Origin of the sequence: Paraglaciecola chathamensis S18K6, from assembly GCA_000314955.1 — a bacterium.
GTDB classification, from domain to species: domain Bacteria; phylum Pseudomonadota; class Gammaproteobacteria; order Enterobacterales; family Alteromonadaceae; genus Paraglaciecola; species Paraglaciecola chathamensis.
The window spans coordinates 133,586-156,859 of the sequence record BAEM01000006.1 but is presented as its reverse complement, the minus strand read 5'-3'; the positions used below and the strand labels follow the sequence as shown (position 1 = coordinate 156,859).

The window sequence follows — 23,274 nt, the reverse complement described above, 5'->3', positions numbered from 1 at the left end:
CATTGGTAATAATTGCTCTAGATACTAAATAATTGCACTTTTGAGTTGAGCGTTGGGGAGGAATTTATGTGGATTGAAGAAATATAGGCAAGCGCACGTGACACAAGCTGTGCATTAAGTGTATTTGTTGAGATTAGTTTAAGTTTAAGCGCGCTTTAGCAGTTCTTTTGCTTTGCTCATCCCGCGTATTCGTTGATGATGGGTATGGCGCTTGAAGGCATTCATCATTTGCTCTGCGCCCGCTGCGTAGCAGAAGTGTTTTTCAAATTCAGTGGTTAAGGCTAGCCACTGTGCTGAGTCTAGTCCTAGTCTTTCTAGAATAGGGCTTTGAGTGTTGTCGATATAACCTGCCTTGTCATCACGAATACAGCGACCTGTGGTATCGATAAGCTCACAGTAGTCTTTAAGGGAGTAAGCTATTCCTTTGGGCATGTTTTCTTTCGGGTTTCCCACAAAAGGCATTAATGTACTTGGTTGGGCGTGATGATGTTTAACGGCGTGAAGACGCTTTTTGATACTGGTGTGTTTTGCCGTTTCAGGTGTTTTGGCTATTTTCGCTCTAATCGGGTTTAAATCTACATAGGCCATACACGCTAGTACTGCACTTTCGTCTAATAGGGCTTGAGATTTAAATCGCCCTTCCCAAAACCTACCGGTGCAGTCATCTTCTTGATTGGCTTGACGGGCAATATATTCATTCAAGTCACGCATAAACCAGCTAATGTCGTACAAGCGTTTTCTGTAAATTTCAACGGTATCATCAAGGGTGATTAACTCCCCTTGGGTTAAGGTATCACCGTTTATAAATTTTTGAGTGAGTAACGTACCTTTATGAAGTATGTGATAACGCTTTAGTACCGATTTGGTATCCCAGTTATCAGCCAAGGTTTTATCCACACAAAGCACCACATGAGTATGATTGCTCATGACTGCATAAGCGCAAATATCAATAGCAAACACTGTAGATAAAAACAACAAACGCTCTTCTACCCAGCCACGACGATGTTCATAGCTTTGCCCTGTCAGCGTGTTTGTACCGCATAAGAAAGACTGGCGTACACAACGGGACACACAGTGATAATAAGGCGTATCGATTAAACTGATTTGGCTTTTTCGTGACTGAGGCATAACAGTCGACCCAATAAAGTAGAACACGCAACAAGTGTAGTTCAGGGATGAAAATTAACCATTTTATTATGGGCGTCTTGATAATTTTCAGCGTGTTAGTACCGCATAAGAAAGACTGGCGTACACAACGAGAAACACAGTGATAATAAAGCGTATCGATTAAACTGATTTGGCTTTTTCGTGACTGAGGCATAACAGTCGACTCAATAAAATGGAACACGCAACAAGTGTAGTTTAGGGATGAAAATTAACCATTTTTATAAAGGGTGTCCACCTAACTATACTTTTATCTTGGATGTCTTTATAACCAATATATTTAGTGAAAATCAACGACTTTTATCATGGGTGTCATTGTATTTATCATGGATTTTTTTATAACCAATATATTTTGTGAAAATCAACGGCCTTTATCATGGATGTCATTGTATTTACTCCTTTATCTTAAGAGTCTTTAATATATTTTGTATTTTGGGGAGTCTGATTAGGTGTTTGGCGCGGCAGCTCACTTCGACCATAATGAAGAGATGCATAAGCTTTGCGAGTCTAGTTTGTGAATACGTCGTTCAAAGCCAAAAGGTAAGGTGTTTGCTCTTTCGAGGCTGTGCCCATTAAGTGGGTACAAAAAAAGCGCCACATTGGCGCTTTTTTATTGCTATTAAAAATAGCGTTTTAAACTGCTATTGAATCCGTGCGGGCTTAGTTTTTGCCTGTTTCGTTCTTCATATACTTGAAGAAGTCGCTGTCTGGTTCAAGCACAATTACGTCTTGTTTGTTGCTAAAGCTCGATTTGTACGCATCCATACTACGTAGGAAGTTATAAAACTCAGCATCCTTGGTATACGTTTTAGCGTAAATTTCAGCTGCTTTTGCATCGCCTTCACCACGTAGTTTACGCGCGTTACGCTCTGCATCAGCAAGCATAACGGTTACTTTCGCATCCATATTGGCTTTGATGAATTCAGCTTTCTCTTTACCTTCAGAACGGTGCTCACGAGCAACTGCGTCACGCTCGGTGCGCATACGTTGGAAGATATAGTTACGTACTTCTAGCGGCAAGTTGATTTGTTTTACTCGTACATCAACAATTTCGATGCCTAATTCATCTGAGCTATCAGAGGCTTGGGCCATCGCTTCGTCCATCAACTCTGAGCGCTCACCAGATACGATTTGTGAAATGGTACGGGTACCAAATTCAGAACGTAATCCGTTGTTTACTTTTTGTTGTAATAGGATTTCAGCGTTATCTTTAAAACCACCGGTTGCTAGGTAGTATTTAGCGAAATCTTTGATTTTCCACTTCACGTATAAATCAACGATTAAGTCTTTTTTCTCTGACGTTACAAAGCGGTCAGCAACCTCATCTAACGTTTGAATACGCGAGTCTAGCGTTACTACGCGGTCAATAAGCGGTAGCTTAAAGTGTAAACCTGGCTCAAATACGACGGTGTCGCCGCTGTCAGTGTCACGCTGTACTTTACCGAATTGAATAACGATAGCTTTTTCGCCTTCGTCAACCACAAACAGTGAGCTAAGGACTAATGCACCTAGTGCGATAATGATGACGATTAAGAAATTTTTCATCGCTTAGTTTCTCCCACTACGTGAACTACCGCTACGAATGCCGTTATCTTGTGAGCCTACGTTTGAAACAGGATCTTGATTACGTAAACCTTCTAGCGTTCTACGGTTTGTCGATGGAGTTGTACTAGAGTTTTGTCTTTCCAGTATTTTGTCCAATGGTAAATAAAGCATGTTGCCACTGCCTTTAGTGTCGACCATGATCTTACTTGTTTTGGAGTACACTTCTTCTAGCGTCTCAAGGTAAATACGGCTGCGGGTTACTTCTGGTGCAGCTTGGTACTGTGGTAATAGCTCTTCAAAACGAGCCACTTCACCTTGCGCTTGCAAGATAGCTTGTTCTTTATATGCTTGAGCTTCTTCAGCCATGCGATTGACCTGACCACGAGCGCGTGGTTCGATTTCGCGAGAATAAGCTTCAGCTTCATTGATAAAGCGCTGTTCGTCTTCCTGTGCGGCGATAGCGTCATCAAATGCCGCTTTTACTTCTTCCGGTGGGCGCGCATCTTTAAAGTTCATATCGACAATAGAAATACCCATATCGTATGGTTCTAATATCGCTTGAAGCTCTTCACGTACATTTTGACGTGCGACTTCACGGCCGCTGGTCAGTACGTCATCCATTTTCGAGTGACCAACTACGTAGCGTATAGCACTATCAAATGCTTGGCTTAAGCTTGTTTCAGGGCTAGTTACCGAGAAGCTGTACTTGTAAGGTTCAAGAATACGGTATTGAACTTCCATCTCTACCCGAACCACGTTTTCATCTTCGGTTAGCATAGAGCCGGAGGAAGGTAATGAACGTACCGTTTGTACATCCACTGGTAATACGCTATCGACGAAAGTCGGTTTCCAGCGAAGGCCAGGTTCAACAAAGTGACTGAACTCACCAAAGCGCAGAACCACACCGCGCTCAGCTTCACGAATGGTGTAAAAACCACTGATAAACCAAACGATAACTAAAAGGCCAATAACTAAACCAAGACCTAAGCCGAAGCCTTTGCCATTAGAAGAGCCGCCTTTGCCACCACCAAACTTGCCGAATTTATTTAAAATATTTTTAAACACTTCGTCTAAATCAGGTGGACCTTGATCGCGACCACCGCGGTTCTTCCACGGATCGTTATTGTTACCACCGGGCTCATTCCAAGCCATCTTTACTCTCCAAATAGTTAATCATATTTATTCTGTTATTCATGTCGCGTAGCTGCGCAATTTTACGCATCTAAGCTCTGTACAATAAATGATGCTAAATCAGCATCAGAGCGCTTAGCTAAACGCTGCCAATCTGCAAGAGGCATATGTATCTCTACTAACCAGTCACCATCTTCGGCATAAGATTCTTCAGAGATGCAGTTAAGATTAAACAAATCACCTCGTAGTTTACCTTCTTGCGGCGGAATGCGTAACTGATAGCGCACCATATTCTGAGCAAGGCAGTCGCTTAACGCTTCGAACAATAATTCTGTACCTAAGCCTTGCTGAGCAGACATCCAGACCCGAGTAGGTATGCCATTTTCATCTCGATCGATCCTTGGCTCAACGCCGTCCATGCGATCAATCTTGTTACAAATCATTAATTGAGGTATTTCGTCAGAGTCTATCTCGTCTAATACTTCATTCACTTGATCGATGTTCTCACGAAATTGATCGTCGGAATAGTCGACCACGTGCAGCAATAAATCTGCCTGCTGGGTTTCTTGAAGTGTGGCCTTAAATGCAGCCACTAAATCATGGGGAAGATGGCGAATAAAGCCAACGGTATCAGCTAAAATAGCAGGCCCCACATCTTGTAGCTCTATACGTCTGAGCGTTGGGTCTAGCGTGGCGAACAACTGATCCGCTGCGTATACCTCAGACTGTGTAATAGTGTTAAACAGAGTCGACTTACCGGCATTGGTGTAACCCACAAGCGCAAGCGTTGGAATTTCGGCGCGAACTCGCGCGCGTCTGCCTTGTTCACGCTGTTTTTGTACTTTGCCTAAGCGTGCTTGAATACTTTTAATACGCGCACGGAGTAAACGTCTATCTGTTTCTAATTGAGTTTCACCCGGCCCGCGTAAGCCTATCCCACCTTTTTGGCGCTCAAGGTGGGTCCAGCCGCGAATAAGGCGAGTAGAAATATGTTTGAGCTGAGCAAGCTCTACTTGCAGTTTACCTTCATGGGTACGTGCACGCTGAGCAAAAATATCTAAAATTAATCCTGTGCGATCAAGCACACGACACTTACATACTTGCTCTAAGTTACGTTCTTGAGATGGCGATAAGCTGTGGTTAAAAATAACCACATCAGCTTCAGACGCTCTAACAGTATTCGCGATTTCTTCGGCCTTGCCGCTGCCGACGAAATAACGCGTATGAGGAGCGTTACGGCTGCCTGTTACGACATCAACCGCGCTCACTCCCGCAGATGTGACCAACAATTGAAGTTCTAGTAGATCTTCTTTGCTGTTGTCATCAGAAAAATCTATATGTACTAGTACAGCCTGTTCGCCTGCTTCATAACGGTCAAACAAGCCGTTCTCCTGAGACCTTCACTAACTATTGGTTCTCGTCAGCGTCCGCATGAGGATTAGTAGCAGCAACCGGTAGCGCCCGTGAAGGAACGACGGTAGAGATTGCATGCTTATATACCATTTGGCTGACGGTGTTTTTAAGCAAAATGACAAATTGGTCGAATGACTCAACTTGACCCTGTAATTTAATCCCGTTGACAAGATAAATTGATACAGGAATACGCTCTTTGCGTAGCGCATTTAAAAATGGGTCTTGTAAAGACTGCCCTTTAGCCATCATCTATCCTTTCTTTTTATTATCAAATTCGCCTTTTTGCCCAGTATACAGAAATAAAAAAGGCTGTATAGCTCACGGCTCACGTACGAATTCTGCTGAGTTTCATCACATTAGTCAAATTGTCTTTTGAAAAGGTATCTAACCAATGTAAGTTTTGCCAACTGCGTAACCACGTTAGTTGACGTTTTGCTAGTTGTCTGGTGGCTGCTAAGCCTTTTTCACGCATTTCTTGGTAACTATTATTACCGTCTAAATATTGCCACATTTGTCGGTATCCAACACAGCGCATAGAGGGTAAATCTAGGTGCAAATCTTCACGTTTTCTTAACGTGGCCACTTCGTCTTCGAAACCAGAATTAAGCATAATATCAAAGCGTTGAGCTATTCTATCGTGCAATACATGTCGGTCTTGAGGAGCGATGGCAAATTGTGAAAACTGATATGGGGCCGAAGGTTGTTTATTCAAACTTAATTCGGTCATTGATTTACCACTAATGCGATAAATCTCTAAAGCGCGGGTCAAACGTTGGGGATCATTAGGATGTATTCGCTGCGCAGAAACTGGGTCAATCCCTTGTAATTCCTGATGTAGCGTTTGCCAGCCATTTTCTTGCGCTTGTTTTTCAATTTCAGCTCTGACCAGTGAATCTGCTTGCGGTAAAGTGGATAGCCCGTCAGTTAATGCCTTGTAATACATCATGGTGCCGCCCACCAGAAGTGGAATACGCCCACGCTGGGTAATGTCTTGCATGGCCGCCAGCGCATCACGTCTAAATTCAGCTACAGAGTAACTTTGTACTGGGTCAAGGATATCGATTAGTCGGTGAGGGGCTTGGGCAAGTTCCTCTGCTGTCGGTTTGGCAGTGCCAATATCCATGCCTTTATAGATTAACGCTGAATCAACACTGATTATTTCACAAGGCAGTGCTTGGCATAGCTCAATGGCCAGCGCCGTTTTACCAGAAGCCGTTGGGCCCATAAGTAAAATGGCGGGCGGAAGATCTTGCTTGTCAGTGAGTTGATTCAATATGTGCGCTTACTAGTTGTGCTAGCGGTAATAACACCGCTTTATTCATCAAAGTGTTAAAGCTCTTCGGATGGTCATGTAATGTCATCCACATTTTATGCATTTGAAGTGGGGTGAGTTTTGGTGAATGCAATGCAATGCAGTGAAATAAATGCGCTTTGACTGCACTTTCATCTATGGATTGCATCTTCTCGGAGCTTTCAGTGGTCATTTGGGTATCAAGTAATTCAGGTAAGATATTAGCCCAAGGCAACTGACGCATCCCGGAGGGAACTTTTCTTAGAATGATACGCTTTTGACTCCAACCAATCTCTATGCGGTTGTTTAGCAGTGCATCATATAAAGCCTGGGCGCAGTGTAGCGTTTCTTTATCAGCGGCAATAGATACGGGCATCAGTAGTGGTTGGGCAACCATATTTTGTTCATCAAATGTAGTACTAAGGTGCGCAGCAATTAACGCATTGGCTGGCAGTACGTAATGTTGCGCATCAAATAATACTAGTAGCCGCTCATCATCTACGGGTAAGCATAGGTGGTGGTTCTCAATAGGCGAGGAAACATCAGCGCTAAGTGTTTTATTGGTGCTCATTAACTGCTGGTAACCTTTTACCGCTTGAGCTGACACGCTATTTCCCGAACCGGGTCTTGATGTTGCGGTGCGAGGCGCACTGTTGCCGTTACGCTGAGGAGCTTCTCCGGCAACATTTTGCATATTATCGCTTTGCTGATGGGCTCGGGTATCGCCATTCGTGGCTGGTGAATACCCAGATGAGAATTGGCTTTCATTCACGCTTAGCTTGGATGCTTCATTATCAGCGTAAGGCGCTCGTACAAACTGGTTATGTGGTCGCTGTTCAATTTGCTCCTGCGTGTTTTCAGTTTCCTGGGGCGCTGATTGAAGGGGAGCAATATAATCGTGTTGAGGTGCCACCTCAGCTAATTCGTTTGGACCAGCTTGGCTTGGCGCATCACTAAAGTATTGGTGAATACCATCAGCAATAGCGCGAAAAATAAAATCATGTACCAAACGGGCTTGATGAAAACGTACTTCGTGCTTTGCTGGGTGCACGTTAACGTCTACTTCGTTATGAGTAATGTTTAAATACAGTACATAGTTGGGCGAGGAATCAGGGTGAATAACCCCTTCGAATGCTTGGCGAATGGCATGATTGATTAACTTGTCGCGCATCATGCGGCCATTAACATAAAAATACTGCACGTCAGATTGCTGATGAGCTACATCTGGTGGGGCTATCCAGCCGGATAACGTCATGTCTTGATAATGGCTGTCTAAAGCGATAGCTGTGCTCGCGAAGTCCTTATTGCAAATAGCGCCTAGGCGTTTTAGATGATCCGTGTGCTGGGTGAGAGCAGGGTACTTGCGTAACAGCTTACCGTTATGTTTAAGGCTAAAACTGACATCAAAACGGCTAAGAGAAATGCGCCTGATGATTTCATCGATATGGTTAAACTCGGTCTTTTCCGCACGTAAAAATTTTCGCCGAGCTGGGGTGTTAAAGAATAAATCGATTACTTCGACGCAAGTTCCATCAGGGTGGGCAACCGGGTTTAGTTGCACCTCCATATCTCGGCCTTGGGCGTGTGCCTGCCATGCTTGCTGCTGGCTTTTTGGTTTCGAGGTAAGGGTTAAACGGGCCACTGAACTAATACTGGCTAGCGCTTCACCGCGAAAGCCTAAACTATGAATATGCTCTAAGTCGTCTAATGAACTGATTTTACTGGTGGCATGGCGACTTAAGGCGAGTGCTAATTGGTCTTTCTCGATTCCGCCGCCATTATCGCGAATGCAAATACGCTTGTGCCCACCTTTGTCGATTTCAATGTCGATTTGGCTCGCCCCAGAATCAAGGCTGTTTTCAACCAACTCTTTTACAACGGATGCTGGGCGCTCTACCACTTCACCTGCGGCGATTTGGTTAGCAAGTTGAGCAGGTAAGATTCGTATCATTGCACTGGTGGCGGACAAAAAGTGACCTCAATAAAAACGTGAAACTGTGGTTATTGTATAACGGACTAAGTGCGAGGAATAGTCAGGACTTGCCCAATACGCACAACGTCTGAGCGTAAATTGTTGGCGGCCTTAATTGCTCCAACATTGACATTGTAGCGCTGGGCAAGCAGCGAAAGGCTTTCACCACTACGTACTTTGTGGGTGCGGGTGTGGCGTTTCTGTTTGGCCCATAAGGAATCATCAGGCGGCGATTCAGAAAAGTGGGTTTTGACAGCACTGAAGATAGACGTCGCTAGTTGCTGACGAAACTTAGACCAATTTAGATTTTTTTCTTCTGAAGGGTTAGAGATAAAACCTGTTTCTACCAAGATAGAAGGAATGTCCGGTGAGGTTAATACCGCTAGGCTGGCAGCTTGAGGAATTTTCTTGTGCATTCTGGTAATGCCGCGCAACTTACCTATTACCTTTCGGCTTAAATCGTAACTGGTGGTTAGGGAATGATCCATCGACATATCTAGCAAGGCTTGTGTTAAATAGCGCTCACTCGCGGTGTCCTGAATAACTTCTGCTGCACCACCTAATAACTCTGAATGACGTTCAGATTTTTCCATCCAGCGACCAAGTTCTGTGTTAGCACGGCGCATAGACAGTACCCAAACCGAAGCTCCTCTGGGCTGCGGAGTGGTAAATGCATCTGCGTGAATCGAGATGAGCAAATCTGCTTTATGCTTGCGAGCAATATCAGGGCGCTTATTGGGTGAAATATAATAATCACCTGAACGCGTCATAACTGATTTCATGCCAGGCTCCGCATCAATCAGCTTGGCCAAGCGCTGAGCAACATTTAACGTGATGTTTTTTTCGAATGTGCCGCCGCGTCCTATCGAGCCTGGATCTTCACCACCGTGACCAGCATCAATCACAATCACGATATCGCGAGATTGTTGGGTATTATTATGTTTGACCACAGTAGGGGCCGAAGCCGGTGCATTCTTGTCATCTAAATCTATTACTAAGCGATTACGATAGGGCTCAGTAGGGGGCAAGGCAAACAGATTACTATCGAGTTTTTTGTTGAGTTCGATAACGACCCGAATACCGCTTTTGTCTTTGGCTGAGCTATAACGAAGCTTTTTCACCAAGGGGCTTTTATTTGCTAGCTTGGCGAAATCAAAATTCTTTTTGGTGTCGGCTAAATCAATGACCAGTCTATCTGGGTTGCTCAGGGTGAAGTAGCTGTATTGAGGGGTATCTTCAAGATCAAAAACAATGCGCGTACTACCAGGTGATGGCCAAATACGAACGCTATCTATGGCATTTTTAGCAAAACTAACCGGCACAACCAACAGCAATAAAATGCTGAGGAGCACTGATAATGATATTGGCCGCAGATACTTCATTAGGGGGTCAAATTACTCAGTAGTGTTTGTCCATATTCGTTATTTGCTTGCACAGTTAACGAGCGACTATTTTCAATGAATTCAATACTAATGTGTAAATCAGCCCCTGCCAAGAGGCCTTCACCTTTATCTGGCCATTCGATTAAACAAATACAATCGTCGTCAAAGTAATCACGAATACCAATAAATTCCAATTCCTCGGGATCAGACAAGCGATACAAATCAAAATGAAATATTCGCCAACTGTCAATTTCGTAGGGTTCTACCAAGGTATAGGTCGGGCTTTTAACGCGCCCTTTGTAGCCTAAACCGTGAATAAAACCGCGACAAAAAGAGGTTTTGCCTGCGCCTAAATCGCCCTCAAGATAAATAACAGTGGCGCGATTACATAGATTCGCCAGTTGTGCTGCTAATTCAGTAGTGGCTTGCTCATCCGCTAAATAAAAAGAGTGCTTCATGTGGGATTAACTAATTCTCGTAAAGGTTCAAATAAATCGCTGGCTAGCATACCACGTTGACCATATCGTTGGGCAAGGTTATCCGCGGCATGAGCGTGCAAACAAACGCCATAAATAGCCCCTTGTGTGGCACTCATGCCTTGGGAAATAAAACCGCCAATAATACCTGTTAGTGTATCTCCCATGCCAGCGGTGGCCATACCTGGATTACCATCTGCGCAAATCCAGCTTTGCTCACCATTACTAATAATCGTGCCAGCGCCTTTTAATACTGCCACTGCATTATATTTTTTAGCTAACGTTTGGGCGGCATTCAGTCGGTCATTTTCTATGTCAGACACACTACAATGCAGCAGCCGCGCCGCTTCGCCAGGGTGGGGCGTGATGACGCTAAGTTTGGTAGAGAGCAGGGTGCGCGAGCTTCGACTTGAGTCCGCTAATAAATTGAGGCCATCAGCATCGATAACACAGGCTTTTTGATTAGATTCTAAATGGGCCATTAGCTGGCTGAATACGTCAGTTGCCCATTTGTCAGTACCTAGCCCTGGGCCAATTGCCAAACACGATGACCAATCAAGCTGTTTATCCAGTTGCTCACTGGCAATCATCAATTCGGGGCGCCCCATAGAAATGGGCAAGCGACTATCAGTATGGCAATAAGCGCGCACTAGGGCGGCACCGGTTCGCAAGGCAGCTTCGCTGGTTAAGCGCAATGAACCTGGCATACCGCTATTGGCACCAACCGTCAGTAAGCGCCCAAAATGCCCTTTATGCGCATTCGACTCTCGCTTGCCTAGCTCAGGTAAGTCAACGTAGCTCACCTTGCACGCAATCGGCGTCGCAATGGCATTGAATGCTTCAGCTATATCTAAATCATCATAAATGAGCTTGCCGCAGTAGGATTTACCTTGGCCTGTAAGCAAACCTGCCTTTTGCGCCACAACGGTGACAGTACAGTCGGCCTTGATACTTACCCCAAGCGGCACGCCGGTGTCGGCATTTAGCCCAGAGGGCACATCGATACTCAGTACCGGAAGGCTTGCATCATTTACGGCATTAATAAGCTCCCGGGCGTCATCCCGAACTTGTCCGGTCAAACCTGTGCCGAGTATGCCATCGACAATAACGTCATACGAGGCAAACTCTACTTCTTGCCAGTGCTTAATACTGCCGCCTTCTTTAAACCAGGCGTCTTGAGCCATATGCGCGTCACCGCTGAGTGCTTTGTCGGGGTTCAATGCCGCTACTGTTACCTGCCAACCAAATGACTTGGCCAAGGTAGCAACGACATAGCCATCGCCAGCGTTATTGCCGGCGCCAACGATAACCAATACATTATGGGCATAAGGGAAATTAGCTTTTAAATGGCGAAATATTCCCTGACCTGCTCGTTGCATTAGCATGTCCATGTGATAGCCACAGGTTTCAGCAGCTTCTTCTTCGTGTTGGCGTACCTGCTGCGCGAGAAAAACTTTCTGTGATAAACTGCTCGGCGCCCAATTGTCCGTCAAGGTAGTTAATGTCTTTTGCACAATATGATCTCCATCAATTAGCCCAAAATATCAAGGCTTGGGGCGAAGCGCTAGGCTTTCAACAGGTAGGGATCGCTGATATCGATTTATCGCGTCATGAACACAAGCTACAAGCTTGGTTGGACGAGGGCTACCATGGGCAAATGAATTTTATGGCCGAACACGGTATGAAGCGCGCCAGACCCGCAGAATTATTGCCAGGAACCTTGCGCGTGATAAGTGTGCGTATGGATTATTTGCCTCCTGATGCTAAATTTGCCCAAACCTTAAAAAATAAAGATACGGCTTACATTAGCCGCTATGCCTTAGGGCGTGATTATCACAAGCTTTTACGTAATCGCCTTAAAAAACTGGGTGAAAAAATTCGCAGCGAGTGCACAACGGCTAATTTCAGACCGTTTGTAGATTCCGCCCCTGTGCTTGAACATGCATTGGCAGAAAAAGCCGGTATCGGCTGGACAGGCAAGCACTCACTGACGCTGAATAAAGAAGGGGGCTCGTGGTTTTTCTTAGGTGAACTGTTTATTGATATTCCCTTACCCGTGGATGAACCAGTAGAAGAGCAATGCGGTAGTTGCAATGCTTGTATTACCATCTGCCCAACACAAGCAATTGTGGCGCCGTATGTTGTGGATGCCAAACGCTGTATCTCCTATCTTACGATTGAGTTAAAAGGTGCTATACCTGAAGAATTTCGTCGGGCGTTAGGTAACCGTATATATGGTTGTGATGATTGCCAGCTGATTTGCCCGTGGAACCGCTACGCTAAACTGACCAAAGAAAGTGATTTTCATCCCCGTGACTTGTTACAGGACAAAACCTTAGCGGAGTTGGCGTGTTGGGATGAAAGCACGTTTTTGAAAAACACTGAAGGCTCTGCTATACGCAGAATTGGCCACGAGCGCTGGCAGCGTAACATTGCCGTAGCGTTAGGTAACGCGCCCTATTCACAGCAGATTTGCGAGGTGCTTATTGAGCTAGAGGCACGTGGTACTGATTTGGTCAAAGAGCATGCTAAATGGGCACTCAAAGAACAGGAGGCTAAAAAACAACTTAGCGTAGAAGTGGTCAATATTAGTGATGACACCGATACTGACGACTCGCTTTTACCCAAGCAAGCTCAGCGTTTAAATCAGCGCTTAATTCGAAGTATCGAAAAAGGCTTAACTCGCGACGCTTAATCCTGAAATATATGACAACCCCCATATTTCTCTACAACTATTGTTAACCCACTATTAAATAAAGTATTCAACGATGCGCGGCACGCTTTCGTGATCCAAAGGCAAAGTAAAGCTTTGCCCCTGGTTGTCAGCGGGGAACCCATACAAGCCAAAACGATTCCCTCTGGCAACACTCACGATGGCGACAAAATTTGCCTGATCGTCTAAATCGTCTTCTAGCGGGTCGAGGATGGGCAGGGTGTAGCGACCAAATTCCATGATCGCGATTTGCCTATGATGGCGCTGGACAAAACAAGTAAACGTGGGGTTTGGCACACAAGCATATAAAGCAAATTTAGGAATTTGTAGCCCGACGCCGTGCCAGTGAAATTCCAACACGTGTAAGCGGTCAGTCAGGGATGAAACAGAGTTTGGTAGCGGAACAGCGTGCATAAGAACCTCCCAAAGTGGAGCAAATAAGACTGTTTTTACGTTTGCTCTGTCTTCACATTAGGCAATTTTCTCACAAGTATCTAGCGTTTTTTCTTGATAACTAAGGCTAAACAGCATTAAAAATTGAGGTAATAGTCTTTACATAGTGCTTTGTAATCGGCTGAATATTGGTGATTTTCTGTATAAATAGTCAATGAATCTGTGCACAGTGCGCGGGCTTCAAAGCCAAAGGCAAGTAATTCACGTAGGGCAGGTGTGTTCGGTTTTGAAAACACGGTGAGTTGTTTTATTAGCTGCAAGCCTATTGTGTTCGCATACTCAATAAATGCCTCACAAACATCGCTAGGAAGAACGCAGTAAAACATGCCGTTGTCAGCCAGTAACTGCGCCACGTTATTGAGTAACGATTGATGGGTTAGCTCACTGGTTTGTCGTGCTTGAACGCGTTTTTGGGTATGTTTTTCTTCGCTCGAAATAGGGCTATTAAAATACGGCGGATTACTGATTATCAGGGGGAATTTCTGCTCGACCTCACGTTTTTGAAAACTCTGTAAGCTGGTTTGCTGCGCGTCCAATTTTTCTGACCAAGGACTATCGGCCATATTCCGCTTAGCTTGAGCTATAGCGTCACTATCAATATCAATTCCAGTAATACAGGTGCGTGCAGGACTTTTCTGGGCAAGCATTATGGCTAGCAAACCGCTACCCGTTCCTATGTCTAAAAACTGTTGAGGGGTATTGTCATTGTTGCAAGTAGGGCAGGTTACCCAACTACCCAACATAATGCTGTCGGTTCCGACTTTCATGGCGCAGTCTTTATGTTCAACAAAAAACTGCTTAAATTGAAACCCTTGGCGTTTCATTGAATGCCCCTTTTAGACGTAAAGTCTTGCATAGTTATCATATGCGCTGCTACTTGCCTTGCTGAAACCGGTTTGTATTTTGCCCAGCGCCCAAATAAAAGAGGTGAAATGAGATTGGCAAGCATGATCCCGACGCGCTCTAAAAAGCGTACCTCTGCCCGATTTCCAAGTAATAAGGATGGGCGTACCGCGCTCGCGTGGGCTAAACCAGACATATTCAGTATGGCGTTTTCTAGCTCACCCTTTACCCGTAAGTAAAAGCGCTTACTTTTTGCGTTTGCCCCTACTGAGGATATCCATACAAAGCTTTGCACTTTTTGTGCTCTAGCAAGTTGGGCGGCTATATGCACGTATTCAAAGTCGACTTTGCGAAAAGCCGTTTTACTTTTTGCTTGTTTAATTGTGGTGCCTAAGCACACGTAGATATGGTCGGCGTTAAAATAGCCTTGGTAATCTTGTAGCGCCTCGAAGTCAATAACGATAGGCTCTAACTTGCCCTCTACGTCAGGGTAGTCACTGTGTTTCAGCGGTCTTCGAACCAAGCACGTCACCTTGGTGTAACGAGGGTCAGCCAAAAGCTGTGTCACTAAAGCTTTACCCACTAGGCCTGTTGCGCCTAAAACTAACGCAGTATTTCTGCTCTTCATGTTTTACCTATTTGGATCAAGCCTTTACAATACGCAGCATATGATTAAAGGATAAAGATAATAATGAAAAATCTTTTTTGGATCTTGTTATGTTCACTGGCGGTACCGGCAATGGCAACTGAAAACCTCACGATAGAACGAATTTTTGACTCACCGGCCTTAGAAGGCAGCTCTGCAAACAATGTGAAAGTTTCACCCGACGGCAAGCGCGTGACCTTTTTACAGGGGAAAACCACAGATTACGAGCGTTATGATTTGTGGGAGTACAATATCGCTACGGGTAACACTCAAATGTTGTTCAACTCGGACGATTTGCACAGCGGCCCTGAGGCACTATCTGATGAAGAGAAAGCGCGCCGAGAGCGCATGCGTTTAAGTGGTTCAGGTATTGTGAACTATTTTTGGTCTGATGATGGTAAGGCCTTGTTGTTTCCGTTAGCGGGTGATGCGTATTACTTCCGCTTAGGAGATGAAAAAGCCCAAAAGATTTTAGATACAGACGCGTTTGAAACCGATATTCGTTTTTCACCTAAAGCGAATTTTATTTCTTACGTTCGCGAACAAAACTTGTTCATTAAAAGCATCAAGACGCAGGTTGAAACACAGCTTACGTTTGATGGTAAAGGCACAATTAAAAACGCCATGGCAGAGTTTGTTGCTCAAGAAGAAATGGGCCGTATGACAGGCTACTGGTGGTCACCAGATGAAAGCAAAATTGCGTTTACTCAAGTGGACGAATCTCCAGTTGATGAAATTACCCGTAGCGAAATATACGCTGATTCAATCAAAATGATTAACCAGCGCTACCCCAGTGCAGGTACCCCAAACGTAACGGTTAAACTTGCGGTGAAAGATCTCGCTAGCGGCAACACTCAATGGGTCGATTTAGGCAAAGAGCAAGATATTTACCTTGCTAGAGTGAATTGGATGAAAGACAGTCAAATGTTGACCTACCAATGGCAAAGCCGAGATCAAAAGACCCTAGAGCTGCGTGCTTTTAATAGCCAAAGTGGCAAGCAAAACACCTTGCTTAAAGAGTCGAGCAACACTTGGGTTAACCTAAATGACGATCTACATTTCTTGAACGACCAAAAGCACTTTATTTGGGCGTCGGAAAAAACAGGGTTTAAACATTTATATCTGTATAAAAACGATGGTACATTGGTGCGCCAATTGACCGAAGGAGACTGGGTAGTAGATGAAATTGAGGCCATTAATGAAAAGCAAGGTCTTATATATTTCACTGGTCGCGCGAATACGCCACTAGAGCAACATATTTATACGGTATCTATCGCTGGTGGAGATATTAAAAAGCTAAGTCAGCGAAGTGGAACTCATGTTCCTAGTTTCAGTGATGACGCATCTGTTTATGTCGATAAATTCTCTACCGTGAATACACCATGGCAAGTCAGCTTGCATCAAGCCGATGGTAAGCACCTAGCATGGTTAAATGAAAACGCGATTAAAGGGAGCCACCCCTTAGAAGCTCTGCAAAGTGACTGGGTAGAGCCAACACTCGATAGTTTTGTCAGCGATGATGGCACAGAGCTTTATTATCGTTTGTATAAACCGAAGAAAATCCAAGGGAAACACCCTGTTATTGTTTACGTGTACGGCGGCCCCCATGCGCAAGTGGTTACCAACAGCTGGGGCGGTAATCGTGGATTGCTAATGCAATATTGGGCGAATAAAGGTTATGTGGTCTTTTCTGTCGATAACCGAGGCTCTAACTATCGTGGTAAAGCGTTTGAAGATCCTCTATACAAGAAAATGGGTAGCACGGAAGTAGATGACCAAATAGCGGGCGTAAAATTCTTGCGTAAACTGCCTTATGTTGACCCAGAGCGTATTGGCATTTACGGTCACAGTTACGGTGGTTACATGTCGTTGATGAGCATGTTTAAAGCTGGCGAGTATTTCAAAGCAGGTGTTGCTGGCGCACCAGTGACAGATTGGGCGTTATACGATACCCATTACACCGAGCGTTATATGGGTAACCCTAAAGAAGACGAAGATGCTTACATCGCGTCATCGGTTTTCCCATATGCGAAAAATCTAACCGGTGATTTGATGATTTACCACGGCATGGCCGATGACAACGTATTGTTTACCAACAGCACCAAGCTGTACAAACATTTGCAGGATCTAGCCATCCCATTTGAAAGCATGGATTATCCGGGTAAAAAGCACAGTATCCGTGGTAAGCAAACCGGTATTCATTTGTTTCACACAATTACCAACTTTTTCGATCGTCATTTTGATATGAAATAGACACTGAAATTAGTTAGTAAGAGAAAATTTAAAACGGCGCCTGTTGAGTCGCCGTTATTATTTATACATTGATATGTATGCAATTATGCAAACATGTGAGTAGCAAGGGTTTGCTGAATACCGACAACGGTGTCTTTTTTAAGCTCTTTTTCGATGGGTTGATCTTGTCCTGAGACCCAAATTTTTATTTCTGCGTCTAAATCAAAATGCCCAGCGGTTTCAATTTTAAACTGAGTGATTGCCCGGTACGGGATCGAGTGGTAATCCACTTTTCGGCCAGTTAACCCTTGTTTATCAATCAACAATAAGCGTTTATTGGTGAATACGTACATATCCCGTACGACTTTAAACACCTGTTGAACCTCTTCGGTCGCACCGATAATCGGTGCTAATTCTTCGCTCACTTCACTCACATCAATTTCAGACGCGTTGCCCATAATGGCATCGAGTAATCCCATATCATTCTCCTTTTTGTTTTTACCTAGTAAAACTGATTTTGGCTTAAAAGAGAACTGATAACGAATAATAGCTCATGTTAAAGTGCATACTGGCCTACATCTTAAGGAGTTAATGCAACATGCCTGAAGTGACTTTTGCAGATATCAGCGCGGCAAGACAACGTATTGCAAACTATGTGCGTACGTCTGAGCTCATGACGTCTGCGTTACTGAATCATTGGCTAGGGCACGAAGTGCTATTTAAAACAGAATGTCTGCAACGTACAGGCGCATTTAAGTTACGGGGTGCCTTGAATACACTGTTGCATGCAAGGCAGCAAAAGCAATCCATTAAGCGAGTCGTGGCAAGTAGTTCTGGTAATCACGCCCAGGCAGTAGCCTATGCGGCTTCTTTGTTTAATATTCCAGTAACCATTTTTAGCGCGCAAAACATTTCGAAAATTAAAGCTGCCGCTACTCGCTCTTACGGGGCTGAGTTACGTTTATTTCCGTTACGAGATGAAGCCGACATTGCCGTAGAGCAAGCAGCCAAAGAGCCAGGTACGTTATGGATCCCGCCTTTTAATCATCCTGATGTCATCGCGGGGCAGGGCACGGTAGCTGCTGAAATATTCGAGCAAACTTCAGATGTCAACGCGATATTCATGCCTTGTGGCGGCGGGGGATTAGCCTCGGGTAGCTTGATTGCAGCAAGACATAATAGCCCGCAATCTAACGTGATTGCCTGTGAACCATTGGCTGGCAATGACGCAGCGCAATCATTGCGTTTAGGCAGCATACAGCGTTTAACTACGCCGGCTAAAACCCTTGCCGATGGGGCGGCAACGCCTGCAGTTGGCGAGCATACATATCCGATTATTCAGCAATTGGACGGTTTTTATGAGGTGGACGAAAGGCAAATCGCCTACTGGACCCAGTGGTTACAGCATTTGTTGAAACTTCATATCGAGCCAACGAGCGCGATGAGTATGCATGGTGTCGTGAATTATCTAGCGCAACAAAATTCGCCGCAAAAAGTGGTGGTAATTTTATCTGGCGGGAATATTGATGCGCAGAAAATGCAGCAGATATGGCAAGAAGATCATTTAATTCATCAGCCAAGCTTACCGAACGCGCCATTAGCGTCTGTGATTTAGCTCCTCTTGGTTCCTTCTGCATTTGCACATCAAAAAAGCCCCAGTGTTTATAAATAAGAGTTTATAAATAAGAGTTTATAAGCACTGGGGCTTTGCTTTTATACGCTGGGCGATTTAGTCGCGCCAGCGCTTAGTCATATCATCATATGCATCAATGCGGCGGTCACGGAAATACGGCCAAATCCGTTTAACCTGTTCTGTGCGAGCCAAGTCTAATTCCACCATCAAGTTTTGCTCACTATCGGCATCTGCTTGCGCCAGAATTTCCCCCTGTGGGCCAGCGATAAAACTTTGCCCCCAGAACTGAATGCCGTTATCGCCTTCTACCGGTGAGGCTTCAAAGCCAGTGCGGTTTGCCACAATAACCGGTACTGAATTAGCTACGGCATGAGAGCGTTGTATGGTCTGCCAAGCACCAAATTGGCGTTGCTGTTCGTCTTCAGTATCCGCAGGGTCCCAACCAATAGCTGTAGGGTAAAACAGCATGTCAGCCCCGCGCATCGCCATCAAACGCGCTGCTTCTGGATACCACTGATCCCAGCAAACAAGCACACCTAATTTGCCGACACTGGTTTGAATAGGCTCGAAGCCCATATCACCCGGTGTGAAGTAAAATTTCTCGTAAAAGCCTGGATCGTCAGGAATGTGCATCTTACGATATTTACCCACCATGCCTAGCTGGCGATCAAACACCACAGCGGTATTGTGATACAAGCCAGAACCGCGTTTTTCAAACAAAGAGGTAATTAGCACTATATCTAATTTGGCGGCCAACTCGGCAAAGTAATCCGTTGCAGGGCCTGGTATTGGCTCAGCCAAATCGAAAAAATCAGTGTTTTCTTGTTGGCAGAAATACAAGGTGCTGTGCAGCTCTTGCAGCATCACTAATTCACAGCCTTGTTCGGCGAGTTTGGTGACTTGCTCAGCGCTACGTTGCCAACTTAATTGCTTGTCATTATTGGCAACCGCCTGCTGAACAACCCCTACTTTAAGGGTTTTAGCGGTTTGCGGGGTGCGACTCATAACTCACTGACTCCTGTTGCTAGTTTTTGGCTGATATCAAAGGTTAACGTACTCACAGGTACCTGCATGCTAATGCAGTGCAAGCTACCAAATTGCTGTACCAAAGTTAAGCAGTTGATTGGCACTATGCTATGCCCTGGATAGGCTTTCGCCATCACTTCCATGGCGAGATCATCTTGTGGTTGTTGATATACAGGACATAAGATCTGTTTATTATTTATCAAGTAGTTTGCATAAGATGCAGGCAAACGCTCACCTTGCTTATTGAACACACAAGGTAAAGGCAATTCGAATATTTTATGCTCTGGCAATGCTTCGCGGCACTCTGTTACAAGAGCAGCTAAGCCTGCATGGTGCGAGTCATCGGGCACATTGAATGCAGACTGCACGACCAACCCATCATCAGGCGTGAAACGTACTAGGGTATCAATATGACCATCCGTGTCATCGCCTTCTAAATGCCCATGCTGGAATATATGTACGCTTTTGGCTCCGAGGGCAACTTTGAACGCTCCGCGATACTGTGACATCGTCATTTCGCCATTGCGTTCTGGGTTCGATAAACAAAACTCGGTAGACAACAACACCCCTGCATCATCAATTTCTAGTGCGCCGCCCTCAGCCACCACATCGAAGCTTTGCAGCGGTAAACGACATAAGCCAGCTAAGACTTGCTGGTTTATTTGATTGTCCTTTTTAGCGTCGAACTTATTGCCCCAACCGTTAAAATTAAATTCAATGGGTTGCATGCCGCCTGAGCTGTGGCACGTCAAGAAGCCATAATCTCGCACCCAAGTGTCATTATAATCGGCGCGCACTAACAGAACGCGATCGATAGGCTGAGCAAAGTCTTTGCTCAAAGAGGTAAATGTAGAGCGCTGGTCATCACGAATCAGCAGTATCACGCCAGTGCCAGCTTGGTTAAGCGTGGCAATGATCGTCAAATAGACTTGTCTAACATCTGCAAGCCAGGGCTGCCAATCGGTTTTGTCGTCAGGCCAAGCAAGGATAATCGCTTCTTGGGGCGCCCATTCTGGGAGTAATCGCATAGAATTTACCATCACAATATAAAGTTGCTCAATATGCGCGGAGTATAATGATAACCATCAGGCGGGTCTTGTGAATTTTGACCGTTTACAAATATATTTATGCGGAAAATAATTCATCAAAGGGCTATTTAGCAAAAAAATACCCATCTAATTATGTAATAAAAACTATATATTTTGTAATTTAACAACATTTTAACCTGTAAAATTGCCTCTAACTCCACAATATGTTCATATTTTGTTCTATTTTTGATTTATATCTGTTGTGACTTTCAGTTTTAAACAGACGTTTTTGGAATAAATAGGAATATTCATTTCACTTATGGGTATATATAAATGAAAAATATTCATTTAATTCAATAGCTTATAAATGTTATTTTTGTGTAACTCCTTGTTTTACATGCTTTTTACTAGTTTCGAACAATAAAACCACAGACATGATCATCAAAATCATGGATATTTTATTGGCAGGCAGAACCTGTAGTACACCTAATTAGCAAACATATATTTGGAGTAAACCATGAAAAAAGTACTTTTATCTTTAGTCGCGTTGACAGCTTTTAATGCAAGTGCTGCCATGGAATCAAGCAGCAAAGTTCGTTTCGCAGGTGATAGTGAATACTCTAGCTTCTGTAAAGCGGTAGTAAATGATGACCTTGGTATGCTTAAGCGCAGCTTACGCGGTAAAGTAGGTCAAGTTGCTGCAAGCTCTAATGATGTTCTTCGTAAGCTTGTATCTGCTGATGGCATGAAATGTAACGGTGTTGATTTGATTAAATTCTCAGAACAGCGTGAAGCATCACAAGTTAGTGCTTACCTAAAGACTAAAAACAATGCATAAGAGGTTGTCCGATACCTCATTCAGCATAGGCAAATAGCCTGCCCTGCAGGCTATTTTAGCTTCCTTTTGTTGAATACTTCCATACACCACTAAAGCCTTTTCTGGCGACTAAGCAAATCTTAAGGTTCTACCCTTCTTGCTTTAAACTTTCCTGAATTCGAATTTGCCGCACGACTTGAGTGCTTACGCATACTCGACTGCGCTCTGTGTTGCTGCTTCGATGACGACATACGCTGTACCTTTTTATGGACATTTTTATGCACGTTTGCCTGTTGATTGCGAACCTGTTGGTTACGAGCTTGCTGGCTTCTAACGTGTTTAGCCGGTGCTTGCTTTACAGACTTACGAGGCGTATTCAAACGGTTGTGATTCGTGTCACCTCGCGACGCACGCTGATGCTTGCTTACCCGATCTGTTTTTACCTTGTGTTGGCCGGTGTTAATCGACCGTCTGGTGGTTGATGTCGCTTTTTTATCGAAACGTTCAGACTTATGCTGCGCGTTGCGCTTAGTGTGATAAACACCGCGATTAGATTGAACCTCTTTGTGCTTCAATCGCGAGAGCACCTGTTTTTGATGACGACGCTGGTTCTGGCTTTCATAATTGCGACTCACTACGGTGCGCTTATGCTTGTTTTTGTAACCATTGTGATACTTAACTGTCCGTCTATGGTGACGGTTATGCTGCCATCGCGGGTACTGGCGCACCTTGTTGTAGATGTATCTGTGATTCGAGCGACGATAGCGATAGTCGTTATTTATCACCACATGGTTATTGCGCCAGTGAAAACCACCAAAAAAGAAACCTGCACTGATATGAAAACGTGGGCTCCAATGAAACCCAGAGTGATAGGTGTAATGACGCGGCGAGCGCCAATAAATAGGCTGGTGGACTGTCCACCACCAATCGCCGTAAACAACACGGGTGTCATAAAACGGTACATATACGGTTTCACGCTCAACGCTGTGTATCACAATTTTCTCTTGTTCTCGTTCAACGCTTTGATACTGGTTGTCATGCAAGTTGCCCTTGGCATAGGCACGACTGCGTAGTGTTTGCACGCTATCTAGCACTTGAGCTTCATTCGCTAAAAATGCATCACCTAAGTCTTGTAACCAGTTTAAATCTTTACTCATACGCTCAAGTAACTCTTTGAACGGAGTAAGGGCAATAACGCTAGGATCCCAGTCTTGTTGTTCAGCAAGATCTAGTGCTTGCTGCTCAGACAAATCAGCGTGTTCGTCTCGCCAGCGAGCTGCTTGAACAACCTCTAAAGGGTATGTGGCTGCAATTAGAATATGTGACAGCAGTGCATCAGGATACAAAGCGATTGGCGCGAGCATTTGGTCAAGCTTGGCTTGATGTAATTCTACTGGGGGCTCATCTTGAGTTTCGGCGTGAGCGAGTTCTATCGCGGTACCGATGAGTAGAATGATGATGCCGATGTAGATAATCAGATACTTTGTGGTTTTGCCCATGGGACACCTC

At 44.6% G+C, this 23,274-nt stretch carries 21 protein-coding genes and 1 pseudogene; 4 read left to right on the top strand and 18 right to left on the bottom strand.

Annotated features, from left to right (window positions below; genetic code table 11):
- Positions 1 to 144: 144 nt before the first annotated feature.
- The 11 genes and pseudogenes from GCHA_RS01945 to GCHA_RS01900 form a co-directional block, all read right to left on the bottom strand.
- On the bottom strand, positions 145 to 1,128 hold the full coding sequence (locus GCHA_RS01945; RefSeq protein ID WP_007984449.1) for a hypothetical protein: 984 nt from the start codon (positions 1,126 to 1,128) through the stop codon (positions 145 to 147).
- 88 nt (positions 1,129 to 1,216) lie between these two features.
- A pseudogene (locus GCHA_RS22840) lies at positions 1,217 to 1,321 on the bottom strand (transposase); the annotation flags it as partial.
- Positions 1,322 to 1,824: 503 nt separating this feature from the next.
- Positions 1,825 to 2,709 carry a protease modulator HflC gene (gene hflC / locus GCHA_RS01940; RefSeq protein WP_007984447.1) on the bottom strand — a complete coding sequence of 295 codons (885 nt, stop codon included), beginning with the start codon at positions 2,707 to 2,709 and terminating at the stop codon, positions 1,825 to 1,827.
- Positions 2,710 to 2,712: 3 nt separating this feature from the next.
- A complete protein-coding gene (hflK, locus tag GCHA_RS01935) occupies positions 2,713 to 3,861 on the bottom strand; it encodes an FtsH protease activity modulator HflK (RefSeq protein WP_007984445.1) in 1,149 nt (382 codons plus the stop codon).
- Positions 3,862 to 3,923: 62 nt separating this feature from the next.
- Positions 3,924 to 5,222, bottom strand: coding sequence for a ribosome rescue GTPase HflX (gene hflX, locus GCHA_RS01930; protein WP_007984443.1), 1,299 nt, complete (start codon positions 5,220 to 5,222; stop codon positions 3,924 to 3,926).
- Between the two features lie 25 nt (positions 5,223 to 5,247).
- Complete coding sequence (hfq, locus tag GCHA_RS01925; protein ID WP_006994043.1) at positions 5,248 to 5,499, bottom strand: RNA chaperone Hfq; 252 nt, start codon at positions 5,497 to 5,499, stop codon at positions 5,248 to 5,250.
- Positions 5,500 to 5,578: 79 nt separating this feature from the next.
- Positions 5,579 to 6,526 (bottom strand): tRNA (adenosine(37)-N6)-dimethylallyltransferase MiaA, encoded by a 948-nt coding sequence (gene miaA, locus GCHA_RS01920; RefSeq protein WP_007984425.1) that lies wholly within the window; start codon positions 6,524 to 6,526, stop codon positions 5,579 to 5,581.
- Positions 6,510 to 8,495, bottom strand: coding sequence for a DNA mismatch repair endonuclease MutL (gene mutL / locus GCHA_RS01915; RefSeq protein ID WP_437123575.1), 1,986 nt, complete (start codon positions 8,493 to 8,495; stop codon positions 6,510 to 6,512). The genes miaA and mutL overlap by 17 nt, the downstream gene beginning before the upstream one ends.
- A 65-nt stretch (positions 8,496 to 8,560) precedes the next feature.
- Positions 8,561 to 9,898, bottom strand: coding sequence for an N-acetylmuramoyl-L-alanine amidase (locus tag GCHA_RS01910; protein ID WP_007984423.1), 1,338 nt, complete (start codon positions 9,896 to 9,898; stop codon positions 8,561 to 8,563).
- A complete protein-coding gene (gene tsaE, locus GCHA_RS01905; RefSeq protein ID WP_007984421.1) occupies positions 9,898 to 10,356 on the bottom strand; it encodes a tRNA (adenosine(37)-N6)-threonylcarbamoyltransferase complex ATPase subunit type 1 TsaE in 459 nt (152 codons plus the stop codon). The genes GCHA_RS01910 and tsaE overlap by 1 nt, the downstream gene beginning before the upstream one ends.
- Positions 10,353 to 11,888 (bottom strand): bifunctional ADP-dependent NAD(P)H-hydrate dehydratase/NAD(P)H-hydrate epimerase, encoded by a 1,536-nt coding sequence (locus GCHA_RS01900; protein ID WP_007984420.1) that lies wholly within the window; start codon positions 11,886 to 11,888, stop codon positions 10,353 to 10,355. The genes tsaE and GCHA_RS01900 overlap by 4 nt, the downstream gene beginning before the upstream one ends.
- Here GCHA_RS01900 and queG point away from each other — a divergent pair.
- A complete protein-coding gene (queG, locus tag GCHA_RS01895) occupies positions 11,876 to 13,069 on the top strand; it encodes a tRNA epoxyqueuosine(34) reductase QueG (RefSeq protein ID WP_007984419.1) in 1,194 nt (397 codons plus the stop codon). The genes GCHA_RS01900 and queG overlap by 13 nt on opposite strands.
- A 54-nt stretch (positions 13,070 to 13,123) precedes the next feature.
- Here queG and GCHA_RS01890 read toward each other — a convergent pair whose 3' ends face one another.
- The 3 genes from GCHA_RS01890 to GCHA_RS01880 form a co-directional block, all read right to left on the bottom strand.
- Entirely contained in the window at positions 13,124 to 13,501 is a 378-nt protein-coding gene (locus GCHA_RS01890) for a hypothetical protein (protein ID WP_013752639.1), read from the bottom strand.
- Between the two features lie 116 nt (positions 13,502 to 13,617).
- Entirely contained in the window at positions 13,618 to 14,364 is a 747-nt protein-coding gene (locus GCHA_RS01885) for a tRNA1(Val) (adenine(37)-N6)-methyltransferase (RefSeq protein WP_007984417.1), read from the bottom strand.
- Positions 14,361 to 15,011, bottom strand: coding sequence for an NAD(P)H-binding protein (locus GCHA_RS01880; protein ID WP_007984416.1), 651 nt, complete (start codon positions 15,009 to 15,011; stop codon positions 14,361 to 14,363). The genes GCHA_RS01885 and GCHA_RS01880 overlap by 4 nt, the downstream gene beginning before the upstream one ends.
- A gap of 63 nt (positions 15,012 to 15,074) precedes the next feature.
- On the opposite strand from GCHA_RS01880, the gene GCHA_RS01875 reads away from it, so the two are divergent.
- The gene (locus GCHA_RS01875) at positions 15,075 to 17,282 is read left to right on the top strand and encodes a S9 family peptidase (protein WP_007984415.1); all 2,208 of its coding nucleotides are present in this window, start codon (positions 15,075 to 15,077) and stop codon (positions 17,280 to 17,282) included.
- A gap of 83 nt (positions 17,283 to 17,365) precedes the next feature.
- Here GCHA_RS01875 and GCHA_RS01870 read toward each other — a convergent pair whose 3' ends face one another.
- Positions 17,366 to 17,740, bottom strand: a complete 375-nt coding sequence (locus tag GCHA_RS01870) for a PH domain-containing protein (protein ID WP_007984414.1) — start codon at positions 17,738 to 17,740, stop codon at positions 17,366 to 17,368.
- Between the two features lie 119 nt (positions 17,741 to 17,859).
- Between GCHA_RS01870 and GCHA_RS01865 the strand changes: the two genes are divergently transcribed.
- Positions 17,860 to 18,876, top strand: coding sequence for a serine/threonine dehydratase (locus GCHA_RS01865; protein ID WP_007984413.1), 1,017 nt, complete (start codon positions 17,860 to 17,862; stop codon positions 18,874 to 18,876).
- 114 nt (positions 18,877 to 18,990) lie between these two features.
- Here the strand turns inward: GCHA_RS01865 and GCHA_RS01860 are convergent, their stop codons facing one another.
- Both GCHA_RS01860 and GCHA_RS01855 read right to left on the bottom strand, forming a co-directional pair.
- Entirely contained in the window at positions 18,991 to 19,899 is a 909-nt protein-coding gene (locus GCHA_RS01860) for a carbon-nitrogen hydrolase (protein ID WP_007984411.1), read from the bottom strand.
- On the bottom strand, positions 19,896 to 20,948 hold the full coding sequence (locus GCHA_RS01855; RefSeq protein ID WP_007984409.1) for an agmatine deiminase family protein: 1,053 nt from the start codon (positions 20,946 to 20,948) through the stop codon (positions 19,896 to 19,898). Before GCHA_RS01855 ends, GCHA_RS01860 begins: the two co-directional genes overlap by 4 nt.
- 517 nt (positions 20,949 to 21,465) lie before the next feature.
- Between GCHA_RS01855 and GCHA_RS01850 the strand changes: the two genes are divergently transcribed.
- The gene (locus GCHA_RS01850) at positions 21,466 to 21,786 is read left to right on the top strand and encodes a DUF3718 domain-containing protein (protein ID WP_007984406.1); all 321 of its coding nucleotides are present in this window, start codon (positions 21,466 to 21,468) and stop codon (positions 21,784 to 21,786) included.
- A 119-nt stretch (positions 21,787 to 21,905) separates the two neighbouring features.
- Here the strand turns inward: GCHA_RS01850 and GCHA_RS01845 are convergent, their stop codons facing one another.
- A complete protein-coding gene (locus GCHA_RS01845; RefSeq protein ID WP_007984404.1) occupies positions 21,906 to 23,264 on the bottom strand; it encodes a DUF3300 domain-containing protein in 1,359 nt (452 codons plus the stop codon).
- Positions 23,265 to 23,274: the final 10 nt, after the last annotated feature.

Excerpts from the sequence above, each read along its gene's own strand:
- GCHA_RS01945 (WP_007984449.1), bottom strand. The coding sequence starts at position 1,128 with ATGCCTCAGTCACGAAAAAGCCAAATCAGTTTAATCGATACGCCTTAT.
- hflC (WP_007984447.1), bottom strand. The coding sequence starts at position 2,709 with ATGAAAAATTTCTTAATCGTCATCATTATCGCACTAGGTGCATTAGTC.
- hflK (WP_007984445.1), bottom strand. The coding sequence starts at position 3,861 with ATGGCTTGGAATGAGCCCGGTGGTAACAATAACGATCCGTGGAAGAAC.
- hfq (WP_006994043.1), bottom strand. The coding sequence starts at position 5,499 with ATGGCTAAAGGGCAGTCTTTACAAGACCCATTTTTAAATGCGCTACGC.
- mutL (WP_437123575.1), bottom strand. The coding sequence starts at position 8,495 with ATGATACGAATCTTACCTGCTCAACTTGCTAACCAAATCGCCGCAGGT.
- GCHA_RS01910 (WP_007984423.1), bottom strand. The coding sequence starts at position 9,898 with ATGAAGTATCTGCGGCCAATATCATTATCAGTGCTCCTCAGCATTTTA.
- tsaE (WP_007984421.1), bottom strand. The coding sequence starts at position 10,356 with ATGAAGCACTCTTTTTATTTAGCGGATGAGCAAGCCACTACTGAATTA.
- queG (WP_007984419.1), top strand. The coding sequence starts at position 11,876 with ATGTCTTTTGCACAATATGATCTCCATCAATTAGCCCAAAATATCAAG.
- GCHA_RS01890 (WP_013752639.1), bottom strand. The coding sequence starts at position 13,501 with ATGCACGCTGTTCCGCTACCAAACTCTGTTTCATCCCTGACTGACCGC.
- GCHA_RS01885 (WP_007984417.1), bottom strand. The coding sequence starts at position 14,364 with ATGAAACGCCAAGGGTTTCAATTTAAGCAGTTTTTTGTTGAACATAAA.
- GCHA_RS01880 (WP_007984416.1), bottom strand. The coding sequence starts at position 15,011 with ATGAAGAGCAGAAATACTGCGTTAGTTTTAGGCGCAACAGGCCTAGTG.
- GCHA_RS01875 (WP_007984415.1), top strand. The coding sequence starts at position 15,075 with ATGAAAAATCTTTTTTGGATCTTGTTATGTTCACTGGCGGTACCGGCA.
- GCHA_RS01870 (WP_007984414.1), bottom strand. The coding sequence starts at position 17,740 with ATGGGATTACTCGATGCCATTATGGGCAACGCGTCTGAAATTGATGTG.
- GCHA_RS01865 (WP_007984413.1), top strand. The coding sequence starts at position 17,860 with ATGCCTGAAGTGACTTTTGCAGATATCAGCGCGGCAAGACAACGTATT.
- GCHA_RS01860 (WP_007984411.1), bottom strand. The coding sequence starts at position 19,899 with ATGAGTCGCACCCCGCAAACCGCTAAAACCCTTAAAGTAGGGGTTGTT.
- GCHA_RS01855 (WP_007984409.1), bottom strand. The coding sequence starts at position 20,948 with ATGCGATTACTCCCAGAATGGGCGCCCCAAGAAGCGATTATCCTTGCT.
- GCHA_RS01850 (WP_007984406.1), top strand. The coding sequence starts at position 21,466 with ATGAAAAAAGTACTTTTATCTTTAGTCGCGTTGACAGCTTTTAATGCA.
- GCHA_RS01845 (WP_007984404.1), bottom strand. The coding sequence starts at position 23,264 with ATGGGCAAAACCACAAAGTATCTGATTATCTACATCGGCATCATCATT.